Origin of the sequence: Clavibacter tessellarius (assembly GCF_001618005.1) — a bacterium.
In the GTDB taxonomy this organism is placed as follows: Bacteria; Actinomycetota; Actinomycetes; order Actinomycetales; family Microbacteriaceae; genus Clavibacter; species Clavibacter tessellarius_A.
This window is the reverse complement of sequence record NZ_LQXA01000048.1, coordinates 1-14629: the sequence shown is the minus strand read 5'-3', so window position 1 is coordinate 14629 and position 14629 is coordinate 1. Positions and strand designations below refer to the sequence as shown.

Genomic DNA, 14629 nt, shown 5'->3' with positions numbered 1-14629 from the left:
CGGCTCGCCGCGGACCGCGTCGGGCCGCCCGATTCGCGGGGCGGCCCGCGAGCATGTAGTCTGTCTCCCGGCCTGATCGCCGCTCGCGGGGATCATCGCCGTACGACTGCGCCCGTAGCTCAACGGATAGAGCATCTGACTACGGATCAGAAGGTTGGGGGTTCGAATCCCTCCGGGCGCACAGCACCTCCGGGTGCGCATCTCTGGTTGAGACAGAATGGAACGGCCCGCCTCGTGCGGGCCGTTCTCGTCTCCCGGGTGCCTCGCCCCGGTCCCGCAGCTCAGCGGGTCGACCCGAGCGGCTCCACCACGCGGTTCTCGTACGCCCGGATCGTGGCGTGCTGGCGGTCGCGCACGTGGAGCTCGTCCAGCGTGGGGCTCACGTGCGTCTTCACCGTCGTCGGCGCGAGGAACAGCCGGCCCGCGATCTCGGCGTTCGAGAGGCCGCGCTCCATGAGGGTGCTGTGCACGGCACCTCGGAGTGCCGCGCACGGGCGTGTCCGTGGTCGCGGGCTCTGCGAGGATCGGGGGACACCGACCCGGGAGCCCCATGACCTCCACCTCCGACAGCGCCGCCGCGCCCGCCGCCGACGCGCGTGACGTACCCGGCGGGATCCACCTCCTCCACGGGCACCGTCCTCCGCGTCGACCGCCGCGCTGACGGCACGCTCGCCGTCGTGCTCGACGCGACCGCGTGCCACCCGGTCGACTCCGCCTGGCCCGACCAGCCCGCCGACCGCGCCGTGCTCCGCGTGCGGGGCGCCGGGATCGAGGTGCTCGACTGCGTCGTGGGCGCGGCATCCACGGATCCCGCGGGCGATGCGACGCTGCACGTCGGCGCCGAGGTGCCCGTCAAGAAGGGCGCCGACGGCTGGTCCTTCGTCGCGGTGCACCTCGTCCCGGGCGACGCCGACGTCCGGGAGGGCGACGCGGCCGAGGTCGCGGTGGATCCCGAGCACCGCCGGGCGCTCAGCGCCGGCCACACGGGCTGCCACCTCGCCTCCCTCGCCCTCGACCGCGCGCTCGCCGACGCCTGGACCAAGGAGGTCCCGACGGACGCGCTGGGCGCGCCCGGCTTCGACGCGCTCGCGATCGACACGTCCCGCATCGGCCGGTGGTCGTCGGTCGACACCTACCGCCTCGGGAAGTCGCTGCGGAAGAAGGGGTTCCCGACGGCCGCGCTCGTCGAGCACCTCGACGAGGTGCGGGAGCGGGTCGACGCCACGCTCGCGGCCTGGGTCGCGTCCGGCGCACCCGCGCGGATCGAGCGCGAGGGCGACCTGCTCACCTCCCGCCGCTCCTGGGTGTGCGAGCTGCCGGACGGCACCGCGCGCATCCCGTGCGGCGGCACGCACCTCGACGGCCTCGCCGCGCTCGCCTCCGTCACGGTCGACCTGGAGGCCGAGGAGGCCGACGGCGCGGTCGTCGTGCGGATGCGCACCACCTGCGTCCCGGCCTGACGCGCACGGGTCGGGGTGCTGCGGTATCCCCGCACCTCCCGTGTCGGGTACCGTTGACAGGCGCCGTCCGGCCGACCGGCATCCTCGGTCCGGCGACGGCGCGGTGATGGAAAGCGGTATCGAACGTGGCAGCAACCCCCGCGACGAAGTGCTCGGTCTGCGGCAAGGCGAACCCCGTCGGCATGGCCACGGGCAACATCCTCGACCACGGTCGCAACCACGAGCGCTGCCCGGGCTCCGGCAAGCCGCCGGCCGTCTCGACCAAGCCCGCCTCGGCGGCCGCGAAGTCGGGCACCGCCCCGTCGCGCAAGCCCGCGAGCGAGGCCGCCAAGCGCGAGCCCAGCCGCAAGACCACGCCGGCCAAGGCCGCCGGCCCCACGCGCGGCGTCACCGTCCGCCGCGTCGAGGTCGACACCGAGCGCCTGCGCCTCCGCGAGGAGAAGCTCGAGCGGATCCGCGTGCAGCGCGAGGAGGCGGCCCGCCGTCGCCTCGGCGACTACATCGTGCCGCTCGACGCCGACGGGCAGGAGGCCCCCGAGGCCGACATCACGTTGGAGACCATGGACGACGAGGCCGAGGCCACGGTCGAGCCCGGCGCCTCCACGGAGTCCGATGTCGCCCCCGCCCCGGACGGCCGCCCCTGACGCCTCGCGCGTAGCGTGGCGCTCATGACAGAGCAGTCCACGGAGCAGCCCACCACCCACCTCGGACGCACCGGCGTGGAGGTCTCGCGCCTCTGCCTCGGCACCATGATGTTCGGCGCCTGGGGCGAGACCGACCACGAGAAGTCCATCCGCGTGATCCACCGCGCCATCGACGCCGGCATCACCTTCATCGACACCGCCGACATCTACGCGTACGGCGAGTCGGAGGAGGTCGTCGGCAAGGCCATCGCGCAGTCCGGCCGCCGCGACGACCTCATCCTCGCCACCAAGTTCTTCAACGGCATGAAGCCCGAGGCGAACTTCCGCGGCGGCTCGCGCCGCTGGATCATGCGCGCTGTCGAGGACTCCCTGCGCCGCCTCGGCACGGACCACATCGACCTGTACCAGATGCACCGGCCGGACGAGCACACGGACATCGAGGAGACCCTCGGCGCCCTCACCGACCTCGTCACGCAGGGCAAGGTGCGCTACATCGGCTCCTCCACGTTCCAGCCCAGCCAGGTCGTGGAGGCCCAGTGGGTCGCGCGCGAGCGCGGCACCGCGCGCTTCGTCACGGAGCAGCCGCCGTACTCGCTCCTCACCCGCGGCATCGAGGCGGACCTCCTCCCCACCACCCAGCGCCACGGCATGGGCACGCTCGTCTGGTCGCCGCTCGCCGGCGGCTGGCTCTCCGGCAAGTACCGGAAGGGCCAGGACATCCCGAAGACGCACCGCAACGACCGCGACCCGTCGCGCTACGACCCGTCCGACCCGAAGTTCGCCGCCGCCGACCAGCTGGGCGCCCTCGCCGACGAGCTCGGCGTGCCGCTCGTGCACCTCGCGCTCGCGTTCGTGCTGCGGCACCCGGCGGTCTCCAGCGCGATCATCGGCCCGCGCACCCTGGAGCAGCTCGAGTCGCAGCTCGACGCGGCGAACCTGGAGCTCGACGCGGCGACGCTGGACCGCATCGACGAGATCGTCCCGCCCGGGCAGAACGTGAACCCGGCCGACACCGGCTTCTCCAACTACTGGCTGGATCCCGCCAAGCGCCGCCGCTGACGGCGGGCGCCGATCGGGCGCGCGTCGGGCGCCGACGGACGATCCGCCGACCGTCGGCGCCCGGCATCCGTCGATCCCGTCCCCGTAGGGTCGACGCATGAGCCGCCTCCCCCGCGAGCCCGTCTACGGGACCGCTGTGATCCTGGGCCGCGCGCTCTTCGGATCCCTCCGTCTCCGCCTGGTCGCCGAGGGCCGCGAGAGCATCCCGGACACCGGCGGCGCCGTCATCGCGATGACCCACTTCGGCTACCTCGAGTTCGCCCTCGTCGAGTGGGCGACCTGGCTGCACCACCGCCGGCGGATCCGCTTCCTGGCGAAGAAGGGCGCGTTCGACCAGCCCGGGGTCGGCTGGGTCCTGCGGCGGATGCGCCACATCAGCGTCGACATGGGCGCGGGCGCCGCCGCCTACGCGGACGCCGTCCGGGCCCTGCGCTCGGGCGAGCTCGTCGGCGTCTTCCCCGAGGCGGGGGTCAGCGCGTCCTTCCGCGTGCGGGAGCTGAAGACCGGGGCCGCGCGCCTCGCCGCGGAGGCCGGCGTGCCGGTGATCCCCGTCGCCGTCTGGGGCGGGCACCGGCTGCTGACCAAGAACCGGCGCATCCGGCTGCGCGACCGCGTCGGCGTCCCCGTCCACGTGCGCGTGGGGGAGCCGATCGCCGTGGCGCCCGACGCGGATCCGCGCCAGGTCACCGACGCCCTCCGCGTCGAGCTCCAGTCGCTGGTCGACGCGCTGCAGGACGCGTATCCCGTCGACGGGCGCGGCGCCTGGTGGCAGCCGCGGCACCGGGGCGGGGCGGCGCCGACACCCGAGGAGGCGGCGGCGGCCGACGCGGAGCGCGACGAGCGGCGGCGACGGCGCGCCGAAGGGCGCTGAGCGGAGCGGCGGCACGGCTGAGGGCCCGGGGACGCGCATGCGTCCATCCCGGCGGGAGAGATGAGACCGGCCCGGACCTTCGAGGCCCGGGCCGGTCTGCGCACGAGGACGTCTGTTACCCGCAGACGAACCGGCTGGTGCGGTACCGCTCACCCGAAGAGCCGTACCGGATGCCTACACGGTAGCCCGGCATCCTGGGATCACCCCCGGGTATGCGGGAATGTGCCCCGGACTGGGGGTCACGACCTGTGTCCGTCGTTTGGGGGACCCGATACAGTGCGTGACCCGATCGATCGGCCCGGGTCACACCGGCTCGGCCAGCGGGGACCGCTCGAGGTCCGGCGCGGGAGGCGCGGTGGGGTCCGCGTCCACCAGCCGGATGCGGTTCGCCGCGTCCACGTGCACCACGCGCGGCTCGAGGGCGCGCGCCTCGACGGTGTCCATCTGGCCGTACGCGATGAGGATCACGACGTCGCCCACGTCCACGAGGTGCGCGGCCGCGCCGTTGATGCCGAGCACGCCGCTCCCGCGCTCGCCGGCGATCGTGTACGTGTCGAGGCGGGCGCCGTTGGTGACGTCGACGATGCTGACGCGCTCGCCCACGAGGATGTCGGCGGCGTCGAGCAGGTCGCGGTCGACCGTGACGGAGCCCACGTAGTGGAGGTCGGCGTGCGTCACCGTGGCGCGGTGGATCTTCGCGGTCATCATGGTGCGCAGCATGCGTGCTCCTCGGCGGGCGGTTCCGTGCGCGCGGAGGCGGAGCACGGTGATCGCACGAGGCGATCACGAGGGGCAACGCGCGGCGTCCGGCGGATGTTCCGGCGGGTGCCGGATCCCGGAGCGCGACTCCCCCGGGTGAGTGTACGAGACCCCGGCGGGCTATGCGCTCCCGTCCCGGCGGGCCACTCTGGGACAGGGGACCCGACCCGCACACCACACGGAGGCACCAGTGGCACGACACGACACCGCCGGCACGATCGACGACCGGCCCGACGAGGAGGACGCGCGCAAGCCCGACTCCCCGACGGAGATCGAGAAGCCGTCCTGGAAGTACGTGCTCCGCAAGACCATGCGCGAGTTCGGATCCGACCAGTGCACCGACATCGCGGCGTCGCTGACCTACTACGCGGTGCTCTCGCTGTTCCCGGCGCTCATCGCGATCATCTCGCTGCTCGGGGTGTTCGGGCAGGGGCAGCAGACCGTCGACGCCGTCACCGACGTGATCCAGCCCATCGCGCCGAGCGCGGTGGAGCTGCTCGCGCCCATCATCCAGGGCTTCGTCGACTCGCCGGCCGCCGGCTTCGCCCTCGTCTCCGGCATCGTGCTCGCCGTCTGGTCGGCCTCCGGCTACGTCGGCGCGTTCAGCCGGGCGATGAACCGCATCTATGAGATCCCCGAGGGCCGACCGTTCCTCACGCTCAAGCCCACCCAGCTCGCCGTCACGGTCATCGGCATCGTGATCCTGCTGGTGTGCGCCCTCATCATCGCGATCTCCGGCCCCGTCACCGAGGCCATCGGCGCGGCGCTCGGCCTCGGCCCGACCGTGCAGATCGTGTGGTCCATCGCCAAGTGGCCGGTGCTCGCGTTCGCGATCGTGCTGCTCATCGCGATCCTCTACTACGCCACCCCGAACGCGAAGCAGCCGAGGTTCCGCTGGATGAGCATGGGCGCGGCCATCGCGCTCGTCGTCCTGGTGCTCGCGAGCGTCGGCTTCGCGTTCTACGTCACGAACTTCTCCAGCTACGCGAAGAACTACGGCGCGCTCGCCGGTGTCGTCGTCTTCCTGCTCTGGCTCTGGATCGCGAACCTCGCGCTGCTGTTCGGCGCCGAGTTCGACGCGGAGCTCGAGCGGGGCCGCCAGCTCCAGGCCGGGATCGCGGCCGAGGAGACCATCCAGCTGCCGCCGCGCGACACGAAGGTCAGCGACAAGAAGGCGGCAGCCGAGCGCGAGGACGTGAAGCGGGGCCGCGGGATCCGCGAGCGGCACGAGCGCGAGGAGCGCCTCGGGCACCGCGAGGGTGACGACGCCTGAGCGGATGCGCCCGGCCGGGCCCGCGTGGAACGATCGCCGCGCGGGCCCGTGGCGTCAGCGGTCCTTGACCTCGTCGTAGGCCGCCAGCGCGCGGCGCCGCGACTCCTTCAGGTCGACGATGGGCGACGGGTAGGCCGCGAGCCCGCCCTCGACGCTCGCGTCGGCGTCGTCCTCCGCGCTCGCGACCAGGTCGCCCATCGCCTTCCACGGCTCGTGCACGACGTCGCGCGGCGCGTGCGCCAGCTCCGGCACGTAGGAGCGGATGTACTCGCCCGACGGGTCGAACTTCTGCCCCTGCAGCACCGGGTTGAACACGCGGAAGTAGGGCGCGGCGTCCGCACCGGATCCCGCCACCCACTGCCAGCTCGCCGCGTTGTTCGCGGAGTCCGCGTCGACGAGCGTGTCCCAGAACCACTGCTCGCCGTGGCGCCAGTCGATCAGCAGGTTCTTGATGAGGAACGAGGCGACGACCATCCGCACCCGGTTGTGCAGGTGCCCGTCCTTCCAGAGCGCGCGCATGCCGGCGTCCACCAGCGGCACGCCCGTCTCGCCGCGCTGCCACGCGCCGAGGGTGTCGTCGCTCGGCTCGGCCCACGGGAACGCGTCGAAGCGCGGCGTGAAGTTCCGGGTCGCGAGGTCGGGCTGGTGGTACAGCAGGTGGTAGCTGAACTCCCGCCAGCCGAGCTCGGAGAGGAACTTGGTCGCGTTGACCTCGTCGCCGCCGACCTTCTTCCCGCGCGTCAGCTGGATCCGGTGCCACACCTGGAACGGGCTCACCTCGCCCCAGCGCAGGTACGCGGAGAGCCGCGAGGTCGTCATCGCGGCGGGCTCGTCGCGCTGGGCGGCGTAGTCCTCCAGCTCGTGGTGCACGAAGTCCTCGAGGCGCTGGAGACCGGCGGCCTCGCCCGGGTCGCACGCCTCCCGGAGGCCGGCGGCCCAGTCCGGCTTCGTGGGCAGCAACTCCCAGTCGTCGAGGCCGTCCGAGCGGGGCGCCTTCCGCGGCGCGTCGAGCTCGTGTGGCGCGGGGAACGGCCTCCGCGGCTCCTCCCGCTCCTGCACGGTCTTCCAGAACGGCGAGTAGACGCGGAACGGCTCGCCCTGCTTGTTCGCGATCGTCCACGGCTCCACGAGCAGCGACCCCTGGAAGCTGCGCACGTCGAGCCCGCGGTCGCCGAGGCGCTTCTTGATCGCCGTGTCGAGGGCGATCTCCGCTCCGCCGTAGCGCCGGTTCCACAGCACCGCACCCGCGCCGAGCTCCTCCACGAGGTCGTCGAGGATCCCCGAGGCCGCGCCGCGCCGCAGCACGAGCGGCGATCCGAGCTCCCGCAGCGACTCCCCGAGGCGCGACAGGCTCATGTGCAGCCACCAGCGGGCGGCACCGCCGAGCGGGCGGATCCCGTCGCTCTCCTCGTCGAGCACGTACAGCACCACGATCGGCTCGCCGCGCTCGACGGCCGCGTGGAGCGCGGGGTTGTCGGCCACGCGCAGGTCGTCGCGCAGCCACACGACGGTCGGTCCGGGGGCTCCGGCGGCGTCCTCCCGGGCGTCGGATCCGCGGTCGGGGGCGTCGTCGTCGCTCATGCGTCGAGCCTAGGACGGTGTCGCGGCGCGCGACCCGGGCGACGTCGCTGCGCGGACCGGGCCGGGCGGCACGTAACATTGCACACGGCAGTGCGCGTCCGTCCGGGTCCGACCGCCGACACGGATCCATCGTCGTGGAGAGGCCCATGGACAACGACAGCACCGCCCTGCCCCCGCCCGCACAGCCCCGGATCGGCCGCACCGCGCCGGTCTCGGCGGTCATGGTCGCAGGCGACGCCGGCGCCACCATCGCGCGCTCGCTCGCCTCGATCCTCGCCCAGAGCGTCCCGCCCGAGCGCGTCTTCGTCGTGGTCGCGGGCAGCCGGGACGACACGTTCGCGGTGGCGCGCACGTTCAACGGGCGCCACGCGCACCGGGTCCCGGGCCCGGGACCGTCGAGCACGACCGTGACGGTGATCGATCGCGGCCCGCGCGAGGACTCCCTCCGCTCCGCCTACGACTTCGCCCTGCGGCTCGTCGGCGATGACGCGTCCGTCCTCCTCGTGTCGCCCGACGCCGAGCTGGATCCGCGCGTGCTCGAGCTCCTCGCCGCCGCCCTCGACCGCGAGCCGCGGGCGACGACCGCATCCGCCCGACTCGATCCGCGTCCGACCGGGCGCGGCGGCCCCCTCGCGGCCGGCCTCCGGCTCCTGCAGCGCCACTGGGCGATGGGCGCGGTCGAGACGGGCACCGACCTCGGCCTCGCGGGTCCCGTGCCGCTCGCGCCCGCCACGCTCCTGCGGCTCCCCGCCGGCGACGCGGCCGCGACGGATCCGCGCCCCTCGGCCGACGGCATCGTCACCGCGCTCCTCGCGGGCGCGGACCGCACGATCCTGGTGCCCGGGGCGACGGCCCGCGTGGACACGGCCGTGAGCTGGGCCACGCTCCGGGTCCGGCGCGACAGGTGGAGCGCGAGCGTCGGACGCCTCACGCGCTCCGCCGCCGGCATCGATGCGGGGGATCGCCGCCGGGCGCGCCTCGCCGTGCTCCGCATCGGCGTCGGGCCCGTCCTGCGCGTCCTGTCCTACGGCCTGGCGCTGCTCTACCTGGCCGCGGCGTCGCTCGAGGGCACCCTGCAGCCGGCCTGGTGGTGGGCGCTGCCCCTCCTCGTGCGGCTGCCCCTGCACATCCGGACCCTCCGCAAGATCCGCGAGCGGACCCTCGCGGACGTCGTGTTCGGTGCCACCTACGTCCCGCTGGAGCTGGGCGAGTCCGCGTACGGCGTCTCCCGGATCCGGGACGGGCTCCGCCGCCTGACGCCGCGCGGCGGACGGCGGCCGACGCCCGGCTCCGTCGCGACGCCGTGGGGTGCCGTCGACGCCGTCGCCGCGATCGTGGTCGCCGCGCTCGTCGTGGTCGTCCTGGCTCTCGCCGCGATGGACGGGCCCGCGGGGGACGCCGCGACGACCCTGGTCGGCTGGGCCGCGGTGGTCGTCACGTCCGTCGACACGGCGATGGCGCTCCTGCGCCTCCTCGTCGCCCGGGGCGGCCCCTTCGCGCGGTCCGACGACGCGGTCGGCCGCGGCCGGTCGGCGCGCTAGAACTCGGCGACGCCGCCGCGGAGCTTGTCGGTGAGGGTCCGCAGCGTCTCGAGCTCGTCGGCGCTGAGCGCTCCGCCGACCGTCGCGGCGATCGACTCCATGTGCACGCGCGCGACCGCCCGGAACGCGGCGTCCCCGGCGTCCGTGAGCCGCACGATGGTGGCGCGCCCGTCGCTCTCGTCGCCGCACTTGACGACGAGGCCGCGCGACACGAGCCGGTCGATGAGGCGGCTGACGCTCGGCTGCGTGAGGAGCACGTGCTGGTTGAGGTCGCGCAGCCGCAGGCGGCCCTCCGGCTGGCGCGAGATGTTGAAGAGCACGTCGTACTCGTTGAACGAGAGGTCGCGGCTGGGGAACTCGGCCGAGAGGCGGCGCATCACGCTGACCTGGGCGCGGAAGAGCGACTCCCAGGCCCGCACGGCGTCCGCGGTCTCGCCCACCAGGCCTCCTCGTCGGTGCGCGCCCGCGTGACGACCGGGGAGCGCTCTCGATCGGAAGTCTAGTGAGGGCGAGATGGCGTGATGCCCGGCGGCGACTCGCCCCGGACATGACTGAGGGCCGACCCCAGAGGCATGGGGCCGGCCCTCTCCCTTGCACCAGGAGTGTCCTGCGATCACATTCCGTCTCCACCGCCACAGCAAACGGTGGGGACGAGAAGACTGTATAACGATCCCGTAACGCTGCGCTACCCGATGGGGGCCCTGCGCGCTGGGAGTCCGCCGACAGCTCCGCAAGGAGGGCCTGGGCGGGGCGGCTCCGCGTCAGAAGAGGTCGGGCGACGCGGTGCTCGTGTGGTGCACGGCGACGTCCGCGTGGCGGTCGAAACGGTACCCCGCGCCGCGCACGGTGCGGACGATCTCCTCGTAGCGGCCGAGCTTCGAGCGGAGGCGGCGGATGTGGACGTCGATGGTGCGCTCGTTCGGCACGTCGTCCTCGTCGCCGGTCGACCACAGCGACGCGATGAGCTCCGACCGCTCGATGGTGCGGCCCTCGCGGAGGACGAGGTACTGCAGCAGCTCGAACTCCTTGTAGGTGAGGGGCGCGACCTCCTCGTCCAGGACGACGCGCTTGCGGGAGAGGTCGACGACCACGCCGCTCGTGGCGCGCTCCTCCTCGTCCGGCTGCTCCCGGTGCTGGGCGACGGCCGCGGGATCCTGCAGGGCGAGGCGCACCACGTCGAGGTCGCGGCCTCCGGCACCCTCGGGGGCGAGGGCGACAGCGGCGTGCGTCTCGATGCCGGGGGCCAGCTCCGCGGCGAGGCGCTTGAGCGCGGCGACGACGGTGCCGAGGTCGGTGCCCGCGGATGCCGCCTTCAGTTCGTCGAGGCCGACGTAGAGGGCGAAGCCGCGGGCCTCGGTGCCCTCGGGCACGGCGCGGAGGCGGGCCGGACGGGCGGCGGGGGCGGCCGTCGGCACGGCGGTGGGAGCCGCGGGAGCCGGCGCCGGCTGCGGACGCCGGACGGACGGCGCCAGCGGGGCGGCCGCCCGGAGGACGGGTGCGGTGGGAGCGGAGCGGAGGAGGGTGCGGGCGGGGTCGATGGTCGCGAGCGACATGGCGGTGTCCTTGTGATGATGCGGGTGCGGCGCAGCAGGGGTGCGCGGGACCTCGGGGAGTGCGAGACGCCTCAGGGGGCGGATGCGCCGGTGACGGCGGGGAGGGTCGGCGACGGACTCGTCGCAGGACCGCTCAGGCGAAGGGGGCGGGTCAGGCCGACATTCGACAGGACATCGCGACACGGCCGGGCATCATCATGCCGGCGACTCCCGAGGCCTCGGAGGAGGTCAGGACGTGCGCGTTCAGAGTCATGGGGAGAGCATGCACGGATCCGTGCGCCCGTGTCAACAGCGGTGGCCGGAATCGTGCGGGACGCGCAGGAATCGTGCGTGGACGCGCGACGGCGCCCGTCCCCGAGGGGGCGGGCGCCGTCGCACGCGTGATGCGGGTCAGTGCGCGGCGGTGCCGTACAGGCGGTCGCCCGCGTCGCCGAGCCCGGGGATGATGTAGCCGACCTCGTCGAGCTTCTCGTCGAGCGCGCCCAGCACGATGGTGACCTCGCGGCCCGCGGTGGCCTCCTCGACGGCCTTCAGTCCCTCGGGAGCGGCGATGAGGCAGATGCACGTGACGTCGACGGCGCCGCGGTCGAAGAGGTACTCGATCGCCGCGATGAGGGAGCCACCCGTGGCGAGCATCGGGTCGACGACGAAGCACTGGCGGTTCGAGAGGTCGGTGGGGAGGCGCTCGGCGTAGATGTCCGGCTGCAGCGTCTCCTCGTTGCGGACCATGCCGAGGAAGCCGACCTCGGCGCTCGGCATGAGGCGCATCAGGCCGTCGAGCATGCCGAGGCCCGCGCGGAGGATGGGGACCACGAGCGGCTTCGGGTCGCTGAGCGTGAGGCCCTCGGCGGGTGCGACCGGGGTCTGCACCGTGATGGTCTCGACGCGCACGTCGCGGGTGGCCTCGTACGCGAGGAGGGTGACGAGCTCGTCGGCGAGGCTCCGGAACACGGGGGAGGGTGTGGTGCGGTCCCGCAGCGCCGTCAGCTTGTGCGTGATGAGCGGGTGGTCGGCTACGTGGACTCGCATAGGCTCCATTCAATCAGCAAGGGGGAACGCGATTGGACCTCCACGTGCCCGGCGACTTCGACCGCTGGATGGCCGTGGCGCTCGACGAGGCCCGGGCCTGCGCGGCCACCGGGGACGTGCCCGTGGGCGCGGTCGTGGTGGATGCGTCCGGCGCCGTCGTCGGACGCGGCCGCAACCTCCGCGAGGCGCGCCAGGATCCCACGGCGCACGCCGAGGTGGAGGCGCTGCGCGAGGCCGCCGCGACGACCGGCGATCGGCATCTCGTGGGCACGACTCTGGTCGTCACGCTCGAGCCGTGCGTGATGTGCGCCGGGGCGATCCTCGCGGCCCGCGTGCCCCGCGTCGTCTTCGGCGCGTGGGACGAGAAGGCCGGCGCGGCGGGATCCCTCTACGACGTGCTCCGCGACCGTCGCCTGCCGCATCGTGCGGAGGTGTTCGCCGGCGTCGCGGCCGAGGAGTGCGCGCGCCTGCTGGACGGCTTCTTCGCGGAGCGCCGCACCGACGCCTGATCCGGCGTCCGGAGCCGGCCCGGGATCAGCAGCGCGGGCACTCGGGGGCAGGCGACTTCGGGTGGGGCTTGATGTTGCGGTGCGAGTGATAACCGTATCCCCCGTAGTCGAATCCCAGCAGCGTCGCGACGTCCCCGCCGGTGGCCGCCGAGGCGGTCCGCGCGGTGGTGGTCGTCGGTGCGTGAGCGGCCTCGGCCTGGGCGGCCGTGGTCGCCGTGAGGACCAGCCCCAGGGCGAGGGCTGCCGCTGCCGCGGTCTTCGTGGCGTGGGTCATCGGGGGTCTCCTCGTGTGGCGGCGTGATCGGAGCGGTGTGCTCGGCATCGGTTGCGGACAGGGCGCGATGCCGGTCCGGCCGTCATGGTCGCAGCGAGGGGCGTGCGTCGTGCGGCCTGTGCACATCTCGCGGCCGCGTGGTCGCGAGATGTCGTGGCGGGCATCGCGCGGGCCCCGCGTCGGGCGGACATGCGGCCCCGTCCACGGCTTCAGCTGGCGCAGTGGCGGCAGATGGGAGCCAGCCCGGCGTGCGTCGGGTCGTCATTGAGGTGGGAGCCGTGGCGCGGCGGGATGCCGCGGAACCGGTGGGCTCGCGTGGGCAGGTAGTCGCCGCCGAACGCGGCGATCCGAGCCGTGGCGGTGGTGGTCGTCGGCGAGTGTGCGGCCTCGGCCTGGGCGGCGGTGGTCGCCGTGAGGACCAGCCCCAGGGCGAGGGCGGCCGCTGCTGCGGCCTTCGTGGCGTGCGTCATCGCTGGTCTCCTCCGGTGGCGGCGTGATCGGAGCGCTGCGCTCGAGCATCTGCCGTGGACGCATCGCGACGACCGTCCGGGCGACATGGTCGCAGCGCGGGGTCGGATGGGGACCGGGTTGTGCACCGGCCGGAGCCCGTGTCATCCGTGGCGGTGCGCCTGCCCGGGGGTGGTGTGCGTCGCGGCGGGGCGGTGGTGGTGCCCTGGGAGCGGAGGCGGGGTGTCCCCGGAACCCCAGGCGATCGACTGCGACTGGGCCGGATCACCGGTGATGGTCGGCGCGTAGCGCGTGTCCGCGTGGGCGGCGCTGGTCGCGGCGAGGCCGAGCGCCAGGGCGAGGGCGGCGGTGGCGGCGGTCGTGATGGCACGTGTCATGGTCGTTCTCCTCGGTCTCCGGGGATCCGTCGCGCCTCGTGCGTCGGGCCCGAGCGCTCGCGACCCGCGGGTCCCCTGACCCGCCGGCCGCCATGGTGGCCGGCGCCCGAGGGCGCGAGGGGCGGGCTCTGCACATCAGGGATCGTGTTGCCTGCCGGGCGCGGGAGCGGCGGATCAGCGCGTCGCGACCCGCACGTCGGGCTCGAGGTAGATGACCCGGGCGACCGGGACGGCCTCGCGCACGCGGCGCTCGATCGCGTCGATCCCGGCGGCCACGTCGCCCAGCGAGCTGGTGGCCGGCATCGCGATCTTCGCCGCGACGAGCAGCTCGTCCGGGCCGAGGTAGAGCGTCTTCATGTGGATGATCGACTCGGCCTCGTGTCCGGCCGTGATGGCGGCGCGGATGGCCGCGAGGTCCGGCTTCGACGCGCCCTCGCCGACGAGCAGGCTGCTCATCTCGACGCCGAGGACCACGGCGACCGCCACGAGCAGCACGCCGATGAGGAGGGTGCCGATGCCGTCGTAGATGCCGTTCCCGGTGACGATCGACGCGACGACGCCGAGGAGCGCGAACACGAGGCCGGAGAGCGCGGCCGTGTCCTCGAGCAGCAGCACGGGGAGCTCGGGGCTCTTGGCGCGGCGCACGAACTGCACCCACGTCTGGTTCCCGCGCAGCGGGTTCGACTCCTTGATCGCGGTGCGCAGCGAGAACGACTCCAGGGCGATCGCGATGACGAGCACCACGATCGGCAGCCACGGCACGTCGAGCGGCTCCGGGTGCTCGATCTTGTGGATGCCCTCGTACAGCGAGTACACGCCGCCGACCGAGAACAGGATGATCGAGACGATGAACGCGTAGACGTAGCGCACGCGCCCGTAGCCGAACGGGTGCTCCTCGTCCGCGACGCGCTTGGCGCGCTTGCCGCCGATGAGCAACAGGATCTGGTTGCCGGAGTCGGCGAGCGAGTGGACGCCCTCCGCGAGCATCGACGAGGATCCGGAGAAGAACGCCGCGATGAACTTCGTGATCGCGATGCCGACGTTGGCCGCGAGGGCGGCGAGGATCGCCTTGCTGCCGTGCGATTCGCTCAAGGCGGGACCTCCTCGACCGGCGAGGCGGCTCGGGCCGCCCGGGCGCGCGTGCCCCGGTCGCCTCAGCCTAGCCACGCGGCGGGGGCGGTCGACCACCCGATCGGGCGACGCCCGGTCCCTAGGATCGGGGCATGCCCGA

17 protein-coding genes and 1 tRNA gene are annotated in these 14629 nt (G+C 73.8%); 8 read left to right on the top strand and 10 right to left on the bottom strand.

Annotation, left to right across the window (positions count from 1 at the left end; genetic code table 11):
• The first annotated feature begins 108 nt into the window (after positions 1 to 108).
• Positions 109 to 181: transfer RNA gene (locus AWH51_RS12915), tRNA-Arg, on the top strand.
• 100 nt (positions 182 to 281) lie between these two features.
• Here the strand turns inward: AWH51_RS12915 and AWH51_RS12910 are convergent.
• The gene (locus tag AWH51_RS12910) at positions 282 to 470 is read right to left on the bottom strand and encodes a response regulator transcription factor (RefSeq protein WP_063072473.1); all 189 of its coding nucleotides are present in this window, start codon (positions 468 to 470) and stop codon (positions 282 to 284) included.
• A gap of 126 nt (positions 471 to 596) precedes the next feature.
• Between AWH51_RS12910 and AWH51_RS12905 the strand changes: the two genes are divergently transcribed.
• From AWH51_RS12905 to AWH51_RS12890, 4 genes are all read left to right on the top strand, one after another.
• Positions 597 to 1460 carry a hypothetical protein gene (locus AWH51_RS12905; RefSeq protein ID WP_063072472.1) on the top strand — a complete coding sequence of 288 codons (864 nt, stop codon included), beginning with the start codon at positions 597 to 599 and terminating at the stop codon, positions 1458 to 1460.
• 125 nt (positions 1461 to 1585) lie between these two features.
• On the top strand, positions 1586 to 2104 hold the full coding sequence (locus AWH51_RS12900) for a hypothetical protein (RefSeq protein ID WP_063072471.1): 519 nt from the start codon (positions 1586 to 1588) through the stop codon (positions 2102 to 2104).
• A 24-nt stretch (positions 2105 to 2128) separates the two neighbouring features.
• The gene (locus AWH51_RS12895) at positions 2129 to 3163 is read left to right on the top strand and encodes an aldo/keto reductase (protein ID WP_063072506.1); all 1035 of its coding nucleotides are present in this window, start codon (positions 2129 to 2131) and stop codon (positions 3161 to 3163) included.
• Between the two features lie 97 nt (positions 3164 to 3260).
• Positions 3261 to 4034, top strand: coding sequence for a lysophospholipid acyltransferase family protein (locus tag AWH51_RS12890; RefSeq protein WP_063072470.1), 774 nt, complete (start codon positions 3261 to 3263; stop codon positions 4032 to 4034).
• A 303-nt stretch (positions 4035 to 4337) separates the two neighbouring features.
• Here AWH51_RS12890 and panD read toward each other — a convergent pair whose 3' ends face one another.
• On the bottom strand, positions 4338 to 4754 hold the full coding sequence (gene panD, locus AWH51_RS12885; RefSeq protein ID WP_063072469.1) for an aspartate 1-decarboxylase: 417 nt from the start codon (positions 4752 to 4754) through the stop codon (positions 4338 to 4340).
• Positions 4755 to 4983: 229 nt separating this feature from the next.
• On the opposite strand from panD, the gene AWH51_RS12880 reads away from it, so the two are divergent.
• On the top strand, positions 4984 to 6066 hold the full coding sequence (locus AWH51_RS12880; RefSeq protein ID WP_063072468.1) for a YihY/virulence factor BrkB family protein: 1083 nt from the start codon (positions 4984 to 4986) through the stop codon (positions 6064 to 6066).
• A 54-nt stretch (positions 6067 to 6120) separates the two neighbouring features.
• Here AWH51_RS12880 and AWH51_RS12875 read toward each other — a convergent pair whose 3' ends face one another.
• Positions 6121 to 7647: a cryptochrome/photolyase family protein gene (locus tag AWH51_RS12875; RefSeq protein WP_063072467.1), complete on the bottom strand. Its 1527-nt coding sequence runs from the start codon at positions 7645 to 7647 to the stop codon at positions 6121 to 6123.
• Positions 7648 to 7793: 146 nt separating this feature from the next.
• Between AWH51_RS12875 and AWH51_RS12870 the strand changes: the two genes are divergently transcribed.
• Complete coding sequence (locus AWH51_RS12870) at positions 7794 to 9188, top strand: glycosyltransferase family A protein (protein WP_063072466.1); 1395 nt, start codon at positions 7794 to 7796, stop codon at positions 9186 to 9188.
• Here the strand turns inward: AWH51_RS12870 and AWH51_RS12865 are convergent.
• From AWH51_RS12865 to upp, 3 genes are all read right to left on the bottom strand, one after another.
• Complete coding sequence (locus AWH51_RS12865; protein WP_254654579.1) at positions 9185 to 9628, bottom strand: MarR family winged helix-turn-helix transcriptional regulator; 444 nt, start codon at positions 9626 to 9628, stop codon at positions 9185 to 9187. The genes AWH51_RS12870 and AWH51_RS12865 overlap by 4 nt on opposite strands.
• A gap of 321 nt (positions 9629 to 9949) precedes the next feature.
• Positions 9950 to 10741, bottom strand: a complete 792-nt coding sequence (locus AWH51_RS12860) for a winged helix family transcriptional regulator (protein WP_063072465.1) — start codon at positions 10739 to 10741, stop codon at positions 9950 to 9952.
• A 390-nt stretch (positions 10742 to 11131) separates the two neighbouring features.
• Positions 11132 to 11770 carry a uracil phosphoribosyltransferase gene (gene upp, locus AWH51_RS12855; RefSeq protein ID WP_041464689.1) on the bottom strand — a complete coding sequence of 213 codons (639 nt, stop codon included), beginning with the start codon at positions 11768 to 11770 and terminating at the stop codon, positions 11132 to 11134.
• Positions 11771 to 11838: 68 nt separating this feature from the next.
• Between upp and tadA the strand changes: the two genes are divergently transcribed.
• A complete protein-coding gene (gene tadA, locus AWH51_RS12850; protein WP_175345528.1) occupies positions 11839 to 12279 on the top strand; it encodes a tRNA adenosine(34) deaminase TadA in 441 nt (146 codons plus the stop codon).
• A gap of 25 nt (positions 12280 to 12304) precedes the next feature.
• On the opposite strand, the gene AWH51_RS12845 is transcribed toward tadA, so the two are convergent.
• From AWH51_RS12845 to AWH51_RS12830, 4 genes are all read right to left on the bottom strand, one after another.
• Complete coding sequence (locus AWH51_RS12845; protein ID WP_063072463.1) at positions 12305 to 12553, bottom strand: hypothetical protein; 249 nt, start codon at positions 12551 to 12553, stop codon at positions 12305 to 12307.
• A gap of 209 nt (positions 12554 to 12762) precedes the next feature.
• Positions 12763 to 13023, bottom strand: a complete 261-nt coding sequence (locus AWH51_RS12840) for a hypothetical protein (RefSeq protein WP_063072462.1) — start codon at positions 13021 to 13023, stop codon at positions 12763 to 12765.
• A gap of 141 nt (positions 13024 to 13164) precedes the next feature.
• On the bottom strand, positions 13165 to 13398 hold the full coding sequence (locus AWH51_RS12835; protein WP_063072461.1) for a hypothetical protein: 234 nt from the start codon (positions 13396 to 13398) through the stop codon (positions 13165 to 13167).
• A gap of 174 nt (positions 13399 to 13572) precedes the next feature.
• Positions 13573 to 14490 (bottom strand): cation diffusion facilitator family transporter, encoded by a 918-nt coding sequence (locus AWH51_RS12830; RefSeq protein WP_063072460.1) that lies wholly within the window; start codon positions 14488 to 14490, stop codon positions 13573 to 13575.
• Positions 14491 to 14629: the final 139 nt, after the last annotated feature.